General features: G+C 71.8%; 15 protein-coding genes and 1 pseudogene. 4 read left to right on the forward strand and 12 right to left on the reverse strand.

Annotated elements, in window-relative coordinates:
- Nucleotide 1: 1 nt before the first annotated feature.
- From ACFZDA_RS12275 to ACFZDA_RS12285, 3 genes are read right to left on the reverse strand one after another with little or no spacing between them, the layout of a single operon-like run.
- The gene (locus ACFZDA_RS12275) at nucleotides 2–1,030 is read right to left on the reverse strand and encodes an ABC transporter permease (RefSeq protein WP_391078886.1); all 1,029 of its coding nucleotides are present in this window, start codon (nucleotides 1,028–1,030) and stop codon (nucleotides 2–4) included.
- The gene (locus ACFZDA_RS12280; protein ID WP_391078888.1) at nucleotides 1,023–2,513 is read right to left on the reverse strand and encodes an ATP-binding cassette domain-containing protein; all 1,491 of its coding nucleotides are present in this window, start codon (nucleotides 2,511–2,513) and stop codon (nucleotides 1,023–1,025) included. The genes ACFZDA_RS12275 and ACFZDA_RS12280 overlap by 8 nt, the downstream gene beginning before the upstream one ends.
- Complete coding sequence (locus ACFZDA_RS12285; protein WP_391078891.1) at nucleotides 2,510–3,583, reverse strand: substrate-binding domain-containing protein; 1,074 nt, start codon at nucleotides 3,581–3,583, stop codon at nucleotides 2,510–2,512. Before ACFZDA_RS12285 ends, ACFZDA_RS12280 begins: the two co-directional genes overlap by 4 nt.
- Nucleotides 3,584–3,747: 164 nt before the next feature.
- On the opposite strand from ACFZDA_RS12285, the gene ACFZDA_RS12290 reads away from it, so the two are divergent.
- On the forward strand, nucleotides 3,748–4,488 hold the full coding sequence (locus tag ACFZDA_RS12290; protein WP_391078893.1) for an FCD domain-containing protein: 741 nt from the start codon (nucleotides 3,748–3,750) through the stop codon (nucleotides 4,486–4,488).
- Here the strand turns inward: ACFZDA_RS12290 and ACFZDA_RS12295 are convergent.
- The gene (locus tag ACFZDA_RS12295; RefSeq protein WP_391078896.1) at nucleotides 4,481–4,954 is read right to left on the reverse strand and encodes a carboxymuconolactone decarboxylase family protein; all 474 of its coding nucleotides are present in this window, start codon (nucleotides 4,952–4,954) and stop codon (nucleotides 4,481–4,483) included. The genes ACFZDA_RS12290 and ACFZDA_RS12295 overlap by 8 nt on opposite strands.
- A gap of 198 nt (nucleotides 4,955–5,152) precedes the next feature.
- Here ACFZDA_RS12295 and ACFZDA_RS12300 point away from each other — a divergent pair, with 198 nt between their 5' ends.
- On the forward strand, nucleotides 5,153–6,496 hold the full coding sequence (locus ACFZDA_RS12300; protein ID WP_391078898.1) for an amidase family protein: 1,344 nt from the start codon (nucleotides 5,153–5,155) through the stop codon (nucleotides 6,494–6,496).
- A 208-nt stretch (nucleotides 6,497–6,704) separates the two neighbouring features.
- A complete protein-coding gene (locus ACFZDA_RS12305; protein WP_391078901.1) occupies nucleotides 6,705–7,124 on the forward strand; it encodes a VOC family protein in 420 nt (139 codons plus the stop codon).
- Between the two features lie 12 nt (nucleotides 7,125–7,136).
- On the opposite strand, the gene ACFZDA_RS12310 is transcribed toward ACFZDA_RS12305, so the two are convergent.
- From ACFZDA_RS12310 to ACFZDA_RS12345, 8 genes are all read right to left on the reverse strand, one after another.
- Complete coding sequence (locus tag ACFZDA_RS12310; protein ID WP_391078905.1) at nucleotides 7,137–7,619, reverse strand: GNAT family N-acetyltransferase; 483 nt, start codon at nucleotides 7,617–7,619, stop codon at nucleotides 7,137–7,139.
- Between the two features lie 58 nt (nucleotides 7,620–7,677).
- On the reverse strand, nucleotides 7,678–7,851 hold the full coding sequence (locus tag ACFZDA_RS12315; protein ID WP_010037330.1) for a hypothetical protein: 174 nt from the start codon (nucleotides 7,849–7,851) through the stop codon (nucleotides 7,678–7,680).
- Between the two features lie 375 nt (nucleotides 7,852–8,226).
- Nucleotides 8,227–9,729: an SDR family NAD(P)-dependent oxidoreductase gene (locus ACFZDA_RS12320; protein WP_391078909.1), complete on the reverse strand. Its 1,503-nt coding sequence runs from the start codon at nucleotides 9,727–9,729 to the stop codon at nucleotides 8,227–8,229.
- A 104-nt stretch (nucleotides 9,730–9,833) separates the two neighbouring features.
- Nucleotides 9,834–11,177: a wax ester/triacylglycerol synthase family O-acyltransferase gene (locus ACFZDA_RS12325; protein WP_391078912.1), complete on the reverse strand. Its 1,344-nt coding sequence runs from the start codon at nucleotides 11,175–11,177 to the stop codon at nucleotides 9,834–9,836.
- 159 nt (nucleotides 11,178–11,336) lie between these two features.
- The gene (locus ACFZDA_RS12330) at nucleotides 11,337–13,940 is read right to left on the reverse strand and encodes a PA14 domain-containing protein (RefSeq protein WP_391078914.1); all 2,604 of its coding nucleotides are present in this window, start codon (nucleotides 13,938–13,940) and stop codon (nucleotides 11,337–11,339) included.
- A 102-nt stretch (nucleotides 13,941–14,042) separates the two neighbouring features.
- Nucleotides 14,043–15,263: a glucose-1-phosphate adenylyltransferase gene (glgC, locus tag ACFZDA_RS12335; protein ID WP_391078916.1), complete on the reverse strand. Its 1,221-nt coding sequence runs from the start codon at nucleotides 15,261–15,263 to the stop codon at nucleotides 14,043–14,045.
- A 51-nt stretch (nucleotides 15,264–15,314) separates the two neighbouring features.
- Nucleotides 15,315–16,466: a glycogen synthase gene (gene glgA / locus ACFZDA_RS12340; RefSeq protein ID WP_391078918.1), complete on the reverse strand. Its 1,152-nt coding sequence runs from the start codon at nucleotides 16,464–16,466 to the stop codon at nucleotides 15,315–15,317.
- Between the two features lie 39 nt (nucleotides 16,467–16,505).
- A complete protein-coding gene (locus tag ACFZDA_RS12345) occupies nucleotides 16,506–17,237 on the reverse strand; it encodes a (2Fe-2S)-binding protein (protein ID WP_391078921.1) in 732 nt (243 codons plus the stop codon).
- 241 nt (nucleotides 17,238–17,478) lie between these two features.
- On the opposite strand from ACFZDA_RS12345, the pseudogene ACFZDA_RS12350 reads away from it, so the two are divergent.
- Nucleotides 17,479–18,301: pseudogene (locus ACFZDA_RS12350) on the forward strand (DMT family transporter); the annotation flags it as partial.
- Nucleotides 18,302–18,693: the final 392 nt, after the last annotated feature.

Consider the following 18,693-nt stretch of genomic DNA (forward strand, 5'->3'; position numbering starts at 1 on the left):
GTCAGTCCTGGGCGCGGCCCGTGGTGACCCGGGCGATCATGAGGGCGACCAGGATGATCCCGCCGTAGATGGCCTGGATCCAGAAGGAGGGCACCTGGGCGAGGGTGAGCAGGTTCTGCACGACGCCCAGCAGGAGTACGCCGGTCAGGGCGCCGAACATGGTGCCCTTTCCGCCGTCGAGGGCGATGCCGCCGATCACCGCGGCCGCGAACACGGTGAAGATCATGTTCTGGCCCTGGTTGGCGCTGATCGCGCCGACGTACCCGGTCTGCATGATGCCGCCGACGGCGGCGAGGACGCCCGCGACGACGAACACGCCGAGCATGACGCGCTCCACGCGGATGCCCGCCGCCCGGGCCGCGTCCGCGTTGCCGCCGATGGCGTACAGGGCACGGCCGACCCGGTGGTACTTCAGGACCAGCCCGGCGACGGCGAAGGCGACCGCGGCGAGCCACACCGACAGCGGCACGGTGAGGAAGGTGGTGGTCGCCAGCGCGTAGAAGCTGTCGGGCATCCCGAACAGCGTCTTGCCCTTGGTCGCGCCGACGAGCAGGCCGCGCAGGACGATCAGCATCGCGAGCGTCACGATGAACGCGTTGAGCTTGAACTTCACCACGAGAAGGCCGTTGAAGGCGCCCACCGCCGCACCGGCGACGAGGGCCGCCAGCAGAGCCAGGGCGGCGGGCAGTTCGGTGCCCCAGCCGGACTGGGTGGCGGGCAGGACGAGCAGGGCGCCCACGGCGGGCGCGATGCCGACGACCGATTCCAGCGACAGGTCGAACTTGCCGGTGATGAGCACGAGGGACTCGGCGAGCACCACCATCGCGAGGGCGGCGGAGGCGCCGAGGATCGAGACGATGTTCCGCTCGGTGAGGAACGAGTCGTTGACCACCGCGCCGAGCACCAGGAGCAGCAACAGCGCGGGCACGAGAGCGAGTTCGCGGGCGCGGCGGAGCAGGACGGCCTTGGCGGCGCGCGGGTCGGTGACTCGCGCGGGCGCGAGCGGCGGGGCCGTCTTGGTCTCAGCCATGGTCCACTCCTTCGATGGAGGCGATGAGCTCGTGGTCGCGCCAGCCGGCCGGGTGCTCGGCGACGACACGGCCGTGGAAGAGGACGAGGACCCGGTCGCAGCGCCTGAGGTCGTCGAGTTCGTCGGAGACGACGAGCACGGCGGTGCCGTCGTCGCGGGCGCTGTCCACCCGGGCGAGCAGGGACTCCTTGGACTTCACGTCGACGCCCGCGGTCGGGTTGACGAGGACGAGGAGCCGTGGGTCGGAGGCGAGGGCCCGGGCCATGACGACTTTCTGCGCGTTGCCGCCGGACAGGTCCGAGACGGGCTGGTCGGGGCCCTGGGCGTGGATGTCGAGGCGGTCGATCAGCGCCGTGGCGACACCGCGCTTGCGGTCGGTGCCGACGAAGCCGAAGCGGCCGAGCCGGTCCAGGACGCTGAGGGTGGCGTTGTCGCCGATGGACATGCCGAAGACCAGGCCTTCGTCGTGCCGGTCGCGCGGGACGAAGCCGACGCCGGCCTTGAGTGCGGCCTGGACGTCGCCGAACGGCAGCGGTACGCCGTCGATCCGGGCCGTCCCGCCGGTGGGGGTGTGCAGTCCGGTGAACGACTCGGCGAGCTCGATCTTGCCGCTGGCGCTGGATCCGGCGAGTCCGACGACCTCGCCGCGGCGGACGGTGAGGTCGACGTTCTCGTACGCGGGCGAGGTCAGGCCGTGGACGTCGAGGAGGACCGGCCCGGAGGCCGAGGCGGACCGCAGCCGCTCGGCCTGTTCGGCGATCGTCTCCCCCGCCATGGCCTCCACCAGGGCCTGCCGGGGCAGCTCGGCGACCGGGGCCGTGGTGATCCAGCGGGCGTCGCGCAGGACCGTGACGGTCTGGCAGACCTCGTACACCTCCTGGAGGTGGTGCGAGATGAACAGGAAGGTGACACCCGAGTCCTGGAGGGCGCGCATGCGTGTGAACAGCCGCTCGATCTCCCGGTTGTCGAGCTGGGCGGTGGGTTCGTCGAGGATGATGAAGCGGGCACCGAAGCTGAGGGCCCGGGCGATCTCCACCATCTGCCGGTCCTCGACCTTGAGGTCGGCGGTGCGGGCGCCGGGGTCGACGCGCACGTCCCAGGTGTCGAGGAGCCGGGACGCCTCGGTCTTCAGGCGGCGCCAGCTGATGAACCCGCGCCGCAGCGGCTGCCGGTTGATGAACAGGTTCTCGGCGACGGTCAGTTCGGGGACGACCGTCGGGTGCTGGTAGACGCAGGCGACCTTGCGGCGCCAGGCGTCGCGGTCGGCGATCGGGGGCGCGGGGTCGCCGTCGAAGCGGACGGTGCCCTCGTCGGGGGCCTGAAGGCCGGTGAGGATCCTGACGAGGGTCGACTTGCCGGCGCCGTTGCGTCCGACGAGGGCGTGGGACTCGCCCGGCAGCACGGTGAGCTGCCCGTCGGCGAGGGCGGTGGTGGGGCCGTACCGCTTGACGACGCCCCGCGCTTCAGCCAGTGGGGTGCTCATTTGACCGTGTTGCCCCAGAGCTTGGGGTCGTCGACGTTGTCCTTGGTCACCAGCGGCGCGGGCAGCTGGTCCTCCAGGATGCCGCTGGGCAGCTTGACGATGGTCGAGTCGTGGTCCGTCGGGCCCGGCTTGAACGTCTTCCCCTGCATCGCCGCCTTGATGTAGTACATGCCGTACTTGGCGTAGGCGTCGGCGGGCTGGGAGACGGTCGCGTCGATCTCGCCCTTGCGGATGGCGTCGAACTCCTGCGGGATGCCGTCGTTGGAGACGATGGCGATGTGGCCCGGCTGCCCGGCCTTCTTCAGCATTCCCTTGGACTTGAGGGTCTGGAGGGTGGGTGCGAGGTAGACGCCGCCCGCCTGCATGTAGATGCCCTTGAGGTCGGGGTTGGCGTTGAGGAGGGTGTCGAGTTTCGAGGCCGCCGCGTCGGACTCCCACTTGGCGGGGATCTCCAGGACCTTCAGCTTCGGGAAGTTCTTCTTCACGCAGGCGCGGAACGCCTCGGAGCGGTCGCGGCCGTTGACCGAGGCGAGGTCGCCCATGATCTGCACGACCTTGCCGGAGGTGATGTGCTCGCCGAGGTACTGGCAGGCCTTCTCGCCGTACGCCACGTTGTTCGCCCGGACCACCATCGCGACCTTGCCCTTGTCGGGCGCCACGTCCACGGCGACGACCGGCACGCCCTTGCGCTCGGCCTGGTCGAGGCCCGCCTCGATGGCGGCGCTGTCCAGCGGGGCGACGACCAGGCCCTTGACGCCCTGGTTGAGCTGGTTGTTGATGTCGGTGATCTGCTGCGAGGGGTCGCTGTTGGAGTTGACGGTCTTCATCGCGTCCACGCCCTCGGACTTCGCCATCTTCGGCACGTAGTCGTTGTACGACTGCCAGAACGGCGAGGTCAGCAGGGGCAGGACGACCCCGACCTTGCCGGTGCCGTCACCGCCGCCGGCACCGGACGCGCCGGTGTCCTTGGTGCTGCCGCACGCGGCGAGCAGGAGGGAGGCGCCGGCGGCCAGGGCCACCGTGCCTACGATCCGGGACCTGTTCCGCTTACGGGCTGTGCTTCCGGGCATCTGAGGCCCTCCCATCGACCGGTGTTCGAGCAGATGCCCGCATACTTATCAGACCACTCCCCCGGAGGAACACCCCACGACGCCAGATTTTCGTGCTCCTGGCGCATAGTGGTCCGACCACATCGCCGATTAGACTGCGCGCAGCCGGTGATCGGAGGAATGGCGTGGACGACGAGACAGCCCCGCAGAAGGGCAGCGTGACGCAGCGCGCCATCGAGCGGATCAAGGCGATGATCGGCGAGGGCCGGCTGGAGCCGGGCCAGCGGCTGCCGACCGAACGGGACCTGGCCGCGCAGCTCGGCATGTCCCGCAGTTCGATGCGGGAGGCGATCCGCGCGCTGACGGTGCTGGGCGTACTGGAGGCCCGGCACGGGTCGGGCATCTACGTGACGCAGCTGGAGGCCGGTGACCTGCTGGAGACCTTCGGCGTGGTGGCGGACCTGTCGCGCGGCCCGCGCCTGGTGGAGCTGCTGGAGATCCGGCGGGTTCTGGAGTCGACGGCGACGGCGCTGGCCGCCGCCCGGATCACCGCGGACCAGCTGGCCGAGGTCGAGAAGCACCTGGCGGCGATGAACGCCACGGACGATGCGGAGGAGATCCTCGCCCACGACCTGGCCTTCCACCGCGAGATCGCGGTGGCCGCGGGCAATGAGACCATGGCCGCGATCCTGGAGGGCCTGTCGTCACGGACGTTCCGCGCCCGTGTCTGGCGCGGCTACCAGGAAGAGGGCGCCTTCGCCCGCACCCGCCGCGAACACGCCGCGATCCACCGCGCCCTGGCCGCCCGCGACCCGGAGGCGGCCCGCACGGCGGCGGCCGCGCACGTGGGCGAGGTGGAGGAGTGGCTGCGGGCACAGCTCGGGCCCCAGGAACACTCCCCAGGGCCCGGTGCCGGTACTACGTGAACTGGCCAGGCTGGTAGTCGCCCGCCGGCTGCTGGAGGACGACGTTCAGCCGGTTCGCCGTGTTCATGAAGGCGATCAGCGTCACCAGCGCGACGAGCTGCTCCTCGTCGTAGTGCTTGGCCGCCCGCTCCCACACCTCGTCCGGCACCCCGCCGGCGCCGTCCGCGATCCGGGTCGCCTGCTCGGCCAGCTCGAATGCGGCACGCTCGGCCTCGGTGTAGACCGTGGCCTCCCGCCATGCGGCGACCAGGTTGATGCGTACGGAAGTCTCACCCGCCGCCGCGGCCTCCTTGGTGTGCATGTCGATGCAGACCGCGCAGCCGTTGATCTGGCTGACCCGGAGCGAGACCAGCTCCCGGGTGGCGGCCGGCAGCGGTGACTGAACGACCAGGCGCCCCAGGGACATGAACTGCTTGATGACCTTGCCGGCGCTCGGGATGGCGAAGACGTCCAGACGCGCGCTCATGGCGAACTCCTCTGTCGTTGTGGATGCTTACGCCCTTATGAGCCGGCGGCCCGGCCCGATGTGACATCAACGAATGTGACGTGCGTCTCCCGCCGGCCCGGCGTCCCGTTGCCGGCCTCGACGTGCGCCCTGGGCCGGTGCACAGTTCTCCCTACGTACTCGTCAGTAAGCCCCGTCCCTCCACGCCGAGGAGCCTCTGTGACCACCTGGGCCGGCCGCACCGCCGCCGAGATATCCGCCGCCGTACGCGAGAAGCGGGTCACCCCGCGCGAGGTGGCCGCCGAGCACCTCGCCCGGATCGAGCGGCTCGACGGCCGCGTCGGGGCCTTCCGCACCGTGCGCGCCGAGGCTGCGCTGGCCGAGGCCGACGAGGTGGCCGCACGCGGCGACTTCGCCTCGCTGCCCCTCGCCGGGGTGCCGGTGGCCGTCAAGGACAATCTCGCCGTGCGCGGCGAGTCCACCCGCGTCGGCTCGGCCGCCACACCGGACACCCCGGCCGCCGAGGACCATGTGACGGTCGCCCGGCTGCGGGCGGCGGGCGCGGTGGTCGTGGGGCTGACGAACGTGCCCGAGCTGTGTGTCTTCGGCACGACGGACGGTGTGCTGGGCACCGCCCGCAATCCCTGGGACCCGGCGCGCTCGGCGGGCGGCTCGTCGGGCGGCAGTGCCGCCGCGGTCGCCGCCGGGATGGTGCCGATCGCCCTCGGCAACGACGGCATGGGGTCCCTGCGCATACCGGCCGCCAACTGCGGCCTCGTCACGATCAAGCCGGGAAGCGGAGTCGTCCCGACGGGCGCTGGGGACAGCGGCTGGTTCGGCATGGCGGAGCACGGACCGCTCGCCACGACCGTCGAGGACACCCGCCTGATGCTCTCGGTGCTCGCGGGCGACGAGCCCGCCCCGCACTCCGGGCCCGGTCCGCTTCGGGTGGCCGTGTCGCTGCGCAGTCCGCTGGCCGGCGTCACCGTCAGCCGGCCGTACACGGCGGCCGCGCGGGAGGCGGCCGGGGTGCTGATGAAGGCGGGCCACCAGGTCCGGCGCGCCGACCCGCCCTACCCGATGTCCCTCGCCATGACCTCACTGGCCCACTGGACGGCGGGCACCGCCGCGGACGCCCGGCACCTCGACGCACGTCTGCTGACCCGGCGCACCCGGGTGCACGCGAGACTCGGCCGGCTCGTCATGGGAGGGGTGCGCTCCGGGACGGCCCGGGAGCAACTGCGACGCCGGCTGGAGCCGTTCTTCGCCGAGTACGACGTGCTGCTCACACCCGCGCTCGCCCGCCGCTCCCCGAAGGCCGTGCCCTGGCACGAGCGGGGCTGGCTGAGCAACGTCCTGGTGAACACGAACTACTCGCCCCTGACGCCCCCGTGGAATCTGACCGGCTGGCCCGCGATGTCGGTCCCGTGCGGAACCCTCCCCTCCGGCGCCCCCTGTGCCGTGCAGCTGGTCGGCCGCCCCGGTACGGAGTACCAACTCCTCGCAGTGGCCGAGCAGTTGCAGGAACGTCATCCGTGGCGGCGTACGGCGCCGATGGACTAGAGTCGGCCGGGTGACTGCCGGGTCGGCCGTAGGCCATGCACGAGTGAGGCGCCCGGCCTCGGAGTGAGCGCGGCGGGGGCGACCCCGCGCGGGCCCCGCCGGGAGCCGGACAGGGCACGAGCCCCGCCTCCCGTCTCCGTGTTTCCTCATCTGCCGGCGCCGGCGCGGCGCCTCACCAAGGATCCCGAGACCGGAGAGGTCCACACCCATGTCCCACGCACCGCACGCACCCGAATCGCCGGCCACCGTCGCCCGCCTCGATCACACCGCCGTCTACGCCTCGGACCGCCGCCTGTCCGCGGAGTTCCTGGCGACGGTCCTGGGCCTGGAGGTCGGCGCCCCCTTCGGGCCGTTCCTGCCCGTCGACCTGGGCAACGGCGTGACCCTCGACTACTACGAGAAGAGCGACGAGCCGATCCAGGGGCAGCACTACGCGTTCCTCGTGCCCGAGGAGCAGTTCGACACCATGATCGCCCGGCTGGAGGCGCTGGGGGTCACCTATTACGCCGACCCGAGCCACACCGAACCCGGCCGGGTCAACGGCCTCTTCGGCGGCCGGGGCGCCTACTTCGCCGACCCGGACGGCCACAACATGGAGATCATGACGCGACCGTACGTCCGTCCCTGACGGTCACCCGGATCAAAGCGCCCGGTACATGATGTGCAGTCCCACCAGGCCGTGCCGGGGATGCTCGAACGCGCCGGGCACCGTACCGAGGATCGTGAAGCCGAGGGAGGTCCACAGCTTCACGGCCGGGTTGGTCTCGACGACGGCGTTGAACACCATGCCGCGGTAGCCGGCGGCCCTGGCCTCGGTCATGAGGTGGTCGGCGAGGGCACGGCCGTAGCCCCGGCCGCCCTGGTCCGGGTCGACCATGAAGCCGGCGTTGGCGATCCGGGCGGCGGGCCCGCCGTAGTTGGGGGTGAGGTACGCGGAGGCGACGACGCTGCCGCTGTCGTCCTCGACGACGTAGACGCGTTTCGCCGGATTCATCCACAGGACCCGGGCCTCCTCCTCGGAGGTGCCCGGGTCCCATGCGTAGGTCTCGCCCGCGGCGACGATGCGGTGCCAGAACGGCCAGATGCGCGGCCAGTCGTCGGCGGCTGCTTCCCTGATCAGCATGGGCGTGAGTCTGGCACGCCCATGCCGACCGTCGAACGCGCGAGGGGTGGCGCCCCGGTCAGTCGACGCTGGGCAGGATGTGAGGCTCGGCGAGGTCCTCCTCGTAGCCCGCAAGGCGGATGGGGGCCGACCGGGCCCACACGTCGAGGCTGCCGAGCTCGTCGGACCGGCGGCCCTTGCGCTCGGTGCGTTCCTTGGGGCGTTGCTCGCGATTCGTCTTCTCCGGTGTCACCGCGCACTCCTTATGTGTCGGTCACCCTCGGGACGCTGCGCCATCCTGCTCCGCGCCTGACGCCCGCTCGGGTCTGATGCCAAATGCAGTTCGGACGCGGTGGCGTCGGTAACTCGCGGGAGCGCAGGCCGTGGTGAACCGGCTGGTCCCATGACGGACCGTGGGTGTGGGTCCCGTCCTGCTGTCCGTCCGCCTCAGGTTAACCAAATGAGCGGCCCCCCGCTCGATGGGGCTGAAAACAAGCGGTAACGATCGCGCGTCATCCCGTGTTCAGCTCGGGTTTACGCACCGGTTTGCCCGGCTGAACTGCGTTTTGCATATCACTCGAACGGTGGAGGGCCGCATCGGCGGTTTCCGGACGCCGACCGGGAAGCCCTACCACTTGCCCGGCGCGTAATCCTTCAGGAACACCCCGTACAGATCCTCCCCGGCCTCACCCCGGACGATCGGGTCGTAGACCCGAGCCGCCCCGTCGACGAGGTCCAGCGGCGCGTGGAACCCGGCCTCCGCGAGCCGCAGCTTGTCGTAGTGCGGCCGCTCGTCCGTGATCCACCCCGTGTCGACCGACGTCATCAGGATCCCGTCGGTCTGGAACATCTCCTGCGCACTGGTCCGCGTCACCATGTTCATCGCGGCCTTCGCGGCGTTCGTGTTCGGATGCCCCGCGCCCTTGTAGCCGCGGCCGAACACGCCCTCCATCGCCGAGACGTTCACGACGTACGCACGTCCGCTCGCCGCCTTCTTCGCGGCCTCGGCCATGACCGGGCGGAGCCGGCTGATCAGGATGAACGGCGCCGTGTAGTTGCACAGCTGGGTCTCCAGCAGCTCCACCGGTGAGATCTGCTCGATGGTCTGCACCCAGGTGTTGGAGTCGACGACGTCGGGCACCAGCCCGCCCGCGTCGATCGCCGTGCCGTCGAGGTGCCGCTCGACGCTGGCGTTGCCCGCGACCAGGGCGATGTCGGCGACCTGCTGGGCGTCGAGGCCGCTGGTGCCCAGCGGCAGCGCGGCGAGGCCGTCGACCGCGCCGGAGTTGAAGGCGCCGATGACGTGGTGGGCGGGCAGCTCACCTGCGGGCAGCGGGGCGCTCTCGCCCTCGACCAGCGCGGCGTAGGCGGAGGGCAGGCGGCGGACGGTCTGGGTCGCGTTGTTGACGAGGATGTCGAGCGGGCCCGCCTCGGCGACCTGCTCCGCGAGGGCCACGGCCTGGGCCGGGTCGCGCAGGTCGATGCCGACGACCTCCAGGCGGTGGATCCAGTCCGCGGAGTCGTCCATCGCCTTGAAGCGGCGGATGGCGTCCTTGGGGAAGCGCGTGGTGATCGTGGTGTGCGCGCCGTCGCGCAGCAGCCTGAGCGCGATGTACATGCCGATCTTGGCGCGGCCGCCGGTGAGCAGGGCGCGCTTGCCGGAGAGGTCGGCGCGCACGTCGCGCTTGGAGCGGTTCACGGCGGCGCAGTCCGGACAGAGCTGGTGGTAGAAGTAGTCGACTTCCACGTACCGGGTCTTGCAGGTGTAGCAGGAGCGGGGGCGCTGGAGTATCCCCGCGATCCTGCCCTCCTCGGTGCGCGAGGAGGGCAGCAGGCCCTCGGTCTCGTCGTCGATGCGCTGGGCGGAGCCGGTCGCCGTGGCCTCCGTGACCGCCTTGTCGTGGGCGGTCTTGGCGGCCCGGCGCTCCTGGCGGCGGCGCTGCTTGACCTGGCGGTAGACACCCGCGGTGGCCCGGCGCACGGCGACGGCGTCCGGGTGGTCGATCTCCAGCTTGTCGAGCTCCTCGAGCACGCTGAGGCAGACGGCCAGCCGCTCCGGGTCGATGCCGGGTCCGTACGAGGGCCCGCTCGCCTCGTCCATGGCCTGCGGACCGTCTTCTGTCACCGTCATCGCCGCTGTCGTTCCCTGCTCTGCCGTGGTGGCGCGCCGGTCGCGCCCGCTTTCGAAGGGCGGATTTTACGCGAGCGGCGGGCCCCACCGCCAAACTGCCCGATTCAGGACCGGCAGGCGATGATCAGCGTGCGCACCTCCTCCGAGACGGCCGCCGCGAGCCGGTCGAGGTCCGGCACGGCACGGCCGTCGGCGACGAGCCCGTAGTGGACGCTCCCCCGGTACGTCGAGACCGCCACCGCCACGGAGTGGCCGGGGGCCAGCGGGGCGAAGGGGAACACGGCGGTGAGCGGGTTGCCGCCCAGCTTCAGGCCGAGGCTGGGCAGGGGCACGCTGGTGACCAGGATGTCGAACCAGAGCCGGGCCGCCTGGCCGACCAGGGGTCCGCCCAGCCGGTGGGCCAGGGCCGGGACGTGGTCGGCGAGCAGGGCGACGGCGCCCGCGCCCCGGTTGGGGCCGGCGTCCTTGTTGCGGTCCATGGCGGTGCGGACCGAGGCGAGGCGGGCCAGCGGGTCCGGGTCGTCCACCGGAAGCCGTATCAGGTACCCGGAGAGCCGGTTGCCCTGCGGGTACGCCGTGCGCGGGCGGCGCTTGGAGACGGGGATCAGGGCGCGGGGCGCGACGTCCTCGCTGCCGTCGCCGCGCTCGTCGAGCCAGCGGCGCAGCGCGCCCGCGACGACCGCGATCAGGACGTCGTTGACGGTGCCGCCGACGGTCTTGCGGACGCGGTGCACGTCGTCGAGGTCGAGCAGCACGCCGGCGGTGCGGCGGGTGCCGCTCGGCTCGCAGGTGAGGGCGGGCGTGGAGCGCACGTCGAGGGAGGAGCGGGCGACGGAGGCGCCGATGTCCAGGGCGCGGCCCACGTCGGACAGGGCGCCGCGCACCATCCCGGGCAGCTCGCGCACGTCCGGCAGCAGACCGCGCGGGGGCCCGGCGGGGCGGGGCCGGGGCGCGGGCATGTCGATCGGGTCCATGACGCCGGCGGCGAGGGTCAGTGCCCGCAGCCCGTCGGCCAGGGCGTGGTGGAACTTGAACAGCACCGCGAAGGAGACCCCGTCCTCGCCGGGCAGCACATGGGCCTCCCACGGCGGCCGGCCACGCTCCAGCGGACGTCCCATGAGCCGGCCCGCGACCTCGTGGAAGTCGGCGGCCGGGGCGTGCAGCCGCACATGGTTCAGGGCGTCGAAGTCCGGGTCGGGTTCGCGGGCCGCGCCGCCGAAGGCGAGGGGCCGGCGCAGCGCGGAGGGCCGCGGCTGCCACACGTCGCGGATCCGCATCCGCAGTCCGGGCACGCCGGCGGCGCGGGCCGCGAGCAGGTCGGCCGCGTGGGCGCCGGCGGCGGGCGAGTGGGCCGAGAAGATCCCGAGCGCGCCGAGGTGCATCGGGTGGTCCGCGGACTCGATGTTCCAGAACGCCAGGTCGAGAGGAGCGAGCAGGTCAGCAGTCAAGGGCTTGCCTCGCGTCGACGACGGGTGGGCCAGCAGTCAATCGCTCCCAGCCGATTACGGTCAAGTACGATCAGGCTACGTACAGTTAACAGCAGATTAAGTCCCGCCCCGATGAGAGGGGCGGGACTTATGGTGCATGTGTGGTCAGTTCACCACAGGTTACGGCGCCGGGCACCCCGTGGGAGTCACCCGGGAGGCGTCATGGATCAGCGCCTGGTGAGCCGCCTTCAGCCGGGCCGTGTCCGGTTTCAGCACGGCCCGGTCGTACGTGAGGAAGCCGTTCAGCTCGCCCTCGACGTCCGTGATCTGGGTGTAGACGGCCCCGTTGCCGCCCCGGCACGCCAGCGCCCGGACCTCGTCCAGTTTCGACAGGTAGTCGTCCGTGTAGGTGGCCGGGTCGACGTCGACGTACGACTGCTGCACCGGCCAGGCGTGGCCGGGCACCGCGAGGCCCAGGCCGCCGTACTCGCCGCTGACCAGGGCGCGCTCGCCGTCGGGGCGGGGCGGCAGGGCCGGGCTCGGATAGCCGTGCTCGTCCATGATGTCGCCGGTGCCACCGTCGGCTCCGAGGTTCAGCCCGGACTGGCCGTTGACCAGCCGGGTGGGGTCCCACGCCTTGGCCTGCTCGGCTATCCGGCCCACGTCGTACTGGCCCCAGCCCTCGTTGAACGTCACCCACATGACGACCGACGGGCTGCTGACGTGCTCGTCGATCATCTCCTTCAGTTCGCGCTCGTAGCGGGCGCGGGAGGTGGCGCTCGGGTTCACCCCGGCCGTCATCGCGGGCATGTCCTGCCACACCAGCAGTCCGAGCCGGTCGGCCCAGTAGAACCAGCGGTCCGGCTCGACCTTGATGTGCTTGCGGACGGAGTTGAAGCCGAGCCGCTTGTGCGCCTTCAGGTCGTGGGCGAGGGCCTCGTCGGTGGGTGCGGTGTGCAGGCCGTCGGGCCAGAAGCCCTGGTCGAGCGTGGCCATCATGAAGACGGGCTCGCCGTTGAGGACCGTGCGCGGGACGCCGTTCACCTTCTCCACGGCGATGGAGCGCATCCCGAAGTAGCCGCCGACCCGGTCGGCACCGACCTTCACCTTCAGGCCGTACAGGAACGGGTCGTCGGGTGACCACAGGTGCGGGTCGTCGATCGTGAGCGTCAGAGGGCTGCCGGTGCGGCCGCTCGCCGTGGCCACCTTGCGCCGGCCGTCGTACGCCGTCGCCGTGATCGGTACGCCGTCCCGCACGCCCCGGGCCTGAACGGTCAGCTTCTCGCCGGCCACGTCAGGGGTGAGCTTCAGGGAGTCCACGTGGTCGCGGGCCACCGGCTCCATCCACACCGTCTGCCAGATGCCGGAGGACGGCGTGTACCAGATGCCGCTGGGATCCAGGCGCTGCTTGCCGAGCGGCGGGTTCTCGCCGGAGGCCGCGTCGGTGGGATCGTGGACGCCGACGATGAGCTCCTGGGTGCGGCCGGGCTTGAGCGCGTCGGTGATGTCGGCGCCGAACTTGTCGTAGCCGCCCTCGTGCGTGGCCACCTTGATGCCGTTGACGTACACCTCCGAGCGCCAGTCGACGGCGCCGAAGTTCAGCTGGAGCCGCTTGCCGGAGCCGATGTGCCAGTCGGGCGGGACCGTGAAGGTGCGGCGGTACCACATGCGGTCCTCGTGCCGTTCGATGCCGGAGAGCTGGGACTCCACCGGGTACGGGACGAGGATGCGCTCCTTCAGGGTCCTGCCGGCGGGCGGCTGCTCGCCCGGCTCGGCGGCGGCGAACTGCCAGCGGCCGTTGAGGTTCTGCCAGGCGTCCCGGGTGAGCTGCGGGCGCGGGTACTCCGGGAGGGCGTTGCCGGGTCCGACCTCGTCGGCCCAGCGGGTGCGCAGTTGGTACGTCGAGCGGTTCGGACCGCTGGTCCAGAACTCCTTGACAACGTTGCCGTCGGCGTCGGTGAGGCCGCCCCGGCCGTCGTAGCGCACGTCGGCGACGCCGCGGGCCGTGCCGGACTTGTTGCCGACGACCGGTTCGCCCAGGGACACCAGGAGGGAGGTGGGGTCGGACGGGTCCGGCCGTGCCGCGCCCAGGGGCCATGCGGCGCCGCCGATCACCGCCTTGAGGTGGTCGGTGAAACCCCCGGGCGGTGTGGCCAGGGGCTGCGCGAAGTCGAGCTTGAGGGTGCGGCCGGTGGACTGGACCGTGGCCGCGAGGGCGCCGTCGTAGTCGAAGCCGTCGGGGAGGCGGAACGCAGACTGCGGGACGGGCTCCTTGCCGCCGCCGGGCCGCGTCCAGCGGAGGTGGAGGTTGGAGCCGCCGTAGTGCTCGAAGTACTCGACCTTGATGTCGTAGGGCTTGCCGGCGGTCAGGTCGACGGGCCGGGCGGTCTGCTCGCGGTCCCAGTCGTCGATCCAGTGGTCGATGGCGAGCTGCCCGTCGACCCACAGGCGGAAGCCGTTGTCGGCGGTGATCGAGAAGGTGTGCGGCCCGGTCCTGTCCGGGACGATCTTTCCCGTCCAGCGGACGCTGACGTCGTCGGACTGTCCGGTGGTGAAGGTCAGGCGCGGCTCCAGGTTGCCGAAGTCGAGGTCCTGGTCGAAGGTCGTCGCCTTGAGGGTGTGGAAGTCGAAGGCGCCGGGGGCGGAGTGCGTGTAGTACTCGCCCTTGAGGCCGTGGATCTCGGCCGGGTCGTCCGCGAGGGCGGGTGCCGCGGTCAGGCCGGTGAGGGCGAGGAGCGCGGCGGGCAGTAACGCCAGTCGGGCTCTGAGGCGTCCGGTACGCACGGAACCTCCATAACAACATTGTCATGGACAGGATTGGCATGACAACATCACGGATTCCGTTCTTCGTCCAGAGGCAGGACAAAGTTCCCCGGGCGCTGCGCGTCAGGTGACCTGCTGCCCCTTCCCGAGGGCGATGACGCCGCCCTTGGAGACCGTGTACAGCTCCGCGTCGCGCTCCGGGTTGACGCCGATCGTCGCGCCCGGCGGCACCTCGACGTTCTTGTCCAGCACGGCGCCGCGCACCACCGCGCCCCGGCCGATGTGCACGTTGTCGTGCAGCACCGACCCCTGCACGACGGCCCCCGGGTCGACCACCACACCCGGCGACAGCACGGAGCGCGTGACCTGCCCGCGGATGAGGCAGCCGGCGCTGATGATGGACTCGCTGGCGATGCCCCCGGCGTTGAAGCGGGCCGGCGAGAGCTGGTACGAGTGCGTGTAGATGGGCCAGCTGCGGTTGTACAGGTTGAAGGCCGGGCGCTCGGCGATCAGGTCCATGTGGGCTTCGTAGTAGGCGTCCAGCGTGCCGACGTCCCGCCAGTAGCCCTGGTCGCGGGTGGTCTCGCCGGGCACGTGGTTGGCGCTGAAGTCGTACAGCGCGGCCTCGCCCCGGTCGGTGAGCTGGGGCAGGATCGAGCCGCCCATGTCGTGCACGGAGTGCTCGTCCTCCGCGTCCCGCTGGAGCGCCTCGATGAGGGCCTTCGTGGTGAAGATGTAGTTGCCCATGGAGGCGAAGACCGCCTCGGGGTCGTCGGCCAGGCCGGGCGGGTCCGTCGGCTTCTCCAGGAAGCGCTCCACCGTCTGGCCGTCCGAGCCCGGGGTGATCACGCCGAACGCCGAGGACTCGGTGCGCGGCACCCGGATCCCGGCCACCGTGACGCCCGCGCCGCTGTCGATGTGCTGGGTGAGCATCTGGCGGGGGTCCATGCGGTAGACGTGGTCGGCGCCGAAGACGGCCACGTACTCGGGGCGCTCGTCGTAGATCAGGTTCAGCGACTGCAGGATCGCGTCGGCGCTGCCCAGGTACCAGCGCGGGCCCAGGCGCTGCTGGGCGGGCACGGGGGTGACGTAGTTGCCGAGCAGGCTGGACATCCGCCAGGTGGTGGTGATGTGCCGGTCCAGCGAGTGCGACTTGTACTGCGTGAGCACGCAGATGCGCAGCACGTCGGCGTTGACCAGGTTGGACAGGACGAAGTCGACCAGGCGGTAGGTACCGCCGAAGGTCACCGCGGGTTTCGCCCGGTCCGCGGTCAGGGGCATCAGACGCTTGCCCTCTCCGCCCGCCAGCACGATTCCCAGGACCGAAGGACCACCACGACGCATGGCCGCTCCCCTCACGCAGATTTCCCGATGCCTGCCCCTGAGCAGCTCGGACTAAGCCTGTTTCAGGATCTCCTCGTAGAGCCGGACCGTGCGGCGGGCCACCGCGTCCCAGCCGAACTCTCCGACCGCGCGTTCCCGCCCGGCCTCGCCCATCCGCCGGGCGGCCTCCGGGTCGCCCAGGACGGAGTCCATGGCCCGGGCGAGTCCCGCCTCGAAGCCGTCGCCGGCCGGGACGAGCAGCCCCGTCCTGCCGTCGTCCACGACCTCGGGGATGCCTCCCACCGCCGAGGCCACCACGGGCGTGCCGCAGGCCATCGCCTCCAGGTTCACGATGCCGAGCGGCTCGTACACCGAGGGGCAGACGAACAGGGCGGCGTGCGTGAGGAGCTGGATCACCTCGGGCCGCGGCAGCATCTTCGGGATCCAGAAGACACCGTCGCGGACCCGGCTCAGCTCCCCGAACAGCTCGCGGAACTCCTGGTCGATCTCCGGCGTGTCCGGCGCGCCCGCGCACAGCACGACCTGGGCGGCCGGGTCGATGTCGCGCACCGCGCGCAGCAAGTGGGGCACGCCCTTCTGGCGGGTGATGCGGCCGACGAACAGCACGTACGGACGGGAGCGGTCGAGGCCGACGCGCTCCAGGGCGTCCGTGCCGTGGTCGGGCCGGTACAGGCTCGTGTCGATGCCGTTGTGCACGACGTGGACCCTGTCCGGGTCCAGGGCCGGATAGCAGCCGAGGATGTCCTCGCGCATGGCCCCGGACACGGCGATCACCGCGTCGGCGGCCTCGATCGCGGTGCGCTCGGCCCAGCTCGACAGCTCGTAGCCGCCGCCGAGCTGCTCGGCCTTCCAGGGGCGCAGGGGCTCCAGGGAGTGGGCGGTCATCACGTGCGGGATGCCGTAAAGCATCTTGGCGAGGTGGCCGCCGAGGTTGGCGTACCAGGTGTGGGTGTGGACCAGTTCGCGGCCTTCGAGGGCGGCGGCCATGGCCAGGTCGACGGAGAAGGTGCGCAGCGCGTCGTTGGCCCCGTCGAGCGTGGACCAGGGGCGGTGGCGCAGCACGCCGTCGGCGCGCCCCTCGCCCCAGCAGTGCACGTCGAGGTCGACCAGTGGTCTCAGCTCCCGGGCGAGGAACTCCACATGGACACCTGCACCGCCGTACACATCCGGCGGGTACTCCCGGGTCAGCAGTCCGACGCGCACCCGCAACTCCCTGCTCTCAGCGGCCGTTCCCTTTCATGGTCACCCAGATGGGGCGTGTGGGGAAGAGCGAGGCGGCCGTGTGAAGCAACAGTCACCACACAGGCCCCCGACGGGCACGCGGTAGTACAGACAGCAGCTGCGGCGCCGGAAGGCCGTGCCGGTGAGGGTTCCGGAGCCGGTCAGCAGGGGGTGGGCGAGGAGTTCGGCGGTCAGGGAACGGGCCCGGGCGGCGGTGTCCGTACGGCCGTGCCGCCGGGCCCAGCGGTCGAGTTCCCGGGCGGCGCCCGCCAGCGCGGAGGCGGCGTTGCCGCGCAGCAGGCCCGGGGCGAGCCGGTAGTGGGCGCGCAGGGCGGCCGAGAGGGGTTCGAGGTGGCCGTGCAGGACGACGTCCGCCAGGGCGTGTCCGGGCAGGGGTCGTACGTCCGACAGCCACAGGTCGTCGGGGGCGGCGGCGCCGGCGTCCCAGTGCAGCAGCCGGGCGTCGAGGTCGGGGACACGGCCGTAGAGCGCGGCGCAGCCGAGTGCCACGGACCAGAGGCGGGCCGCGAGTCCGAGGTGGGCCACGGACGCCGCGACGCGCACCTCCGGGGCCCGCAGGGCATGGGCGACTTTATCGACACGGAAAATCAGGGGATTTCCGTACACATCCGGTGACGCGGCGGCGTAGGCCTGTGCGAGAGTGGGAAGAGGCCCCGCCGCCGCTTCCGCTGTGCGCAGCACGAAGTAGCCGCCGAGCGGGCGGAGCGCGGCAAGGCCGGGGTCGAGGTCCACGAAGAGCAGTAGTACCAAAGCAGTTGCACCAAGCCCCCTAAGGGATGCCACCCGGTGGCCCCGGCCAAGGTCGCCCACCCAGGGGATGACGGGCGTCCCCCCGTACTCCATCGGCAGTAGGACCCAATGAGTGCTCAGGGACGACGACGGGAAGACCCGGACACGGCAGGGTGTTGGTCATGAAAGCCGACCTTTCGCCGCGCCGGGCCGAGCGCCCCCGCCTGACGCAGAGGAGCAGCCGATGAGCGCCCTCGCGTTGTCCGTCCTGCTGTCGCTGGTGTCCGCGTTCGCCTACGCGGGCGGGGCGATCGTGCAGGAGCGGGTGGCGGAGTCCTCGCCGGACGAGCAGTACGCGCCGCTGCGGCGGCCAGGCTGGTGGGCGGCGGTCGCGCTGAACGGACTCGGCGGTCTGCTGCACGTGGTGGCGCTGGCGTACGGCCCGCTCAGTCTGGTGCAGCCGCTCGGCGCGCTGACCATCGTGGTCGCCCTCCCGATGGCGGCGCTGTTCGTCGGCCGCAAGGCCGGTGCCACGGCGTGGCGGGGCGCGATCATGGCGACGGTGGGGCTCGCGGGTCTGCTGTCCCTGGTCGCCGCGGCCGACGCGCGGTCGCTGGACGCGGCGGAGCGGGTGGCCGTGGCCGTGGTCACGGCGGGTGTGGTCGTGGCGCTGATGATCGCCGGCCGGGCCGCGCACCGGCACCCGGCGGTCCGCAGCATGCTGCTGGCGACGGCCTCGGGTATCGCCTTCGGCATGTCCTCGGTCTTCACCAAGACCGTCGCGGTCGACTGGACCGGCGGCGTGTCGGCGGCGGACGTGCCGTCCCTCGCCGTGATCGGCGTCCTGGCGACGGCCGGCATGCTGCTGTCGCAGGCCTCCTACCGGGGTGCCGGTCTCGCGGCCCCGCTGGCCACGCTGACGGTCGTGAACCCGGTGGTGGCGGCCGCCGTCGGCATCACGATGTTCGGCGAAACCTTCCGCTACGGCACGACGGGCACGGCACTCGCCCTGAGCTGCGGCGTGGTGGCGGCGGGCGGCCTGATCCTGCTGACGACGGAGCGGCTCACCCAGACCCAGCCGGAGCGCGCGGGGAGCGCCGGGTCGGAGGTCGCAGGGCAGGTCGCCGGGGAGGTCACCGGGACCGGGCTGGTTTCGGCGGACACGAGGCTCGGGGCGATGGGGCTGGTGCCCGGGCCGGCCGGGGCATCGGGCGGCGGCTTGCGGAGTCTGCTGGAGCTGGAAACGGTGGGGGCGGAGTCCGCGCGCGTGGGTGCGTTGACCGGGGCCGTGGGCGCCGAGTCCGGGCGTGTGGGCGCCGAGTCGGGAACTGTAGGCGCCTTGACCGGGGCCGTGGGCGCCGAGTCCGGGCGTGTGGACGCCTTGACGGAGGCCATGGGCGCCGGGCCCGGGCGCGGGGGTGCCTTGACCGGGGTCGTGGGCGGACCGGCCGGAGGCGGT

Source organism: Streptomyces sp. NPDC007991, from assembly GCF_042958445.1.
Classification (GTDB): domain Bacteria; phylum Actinomycetota; class Actinomycetes; order Streptomycetales; family Streptomycetaceae; genus Streptomyces.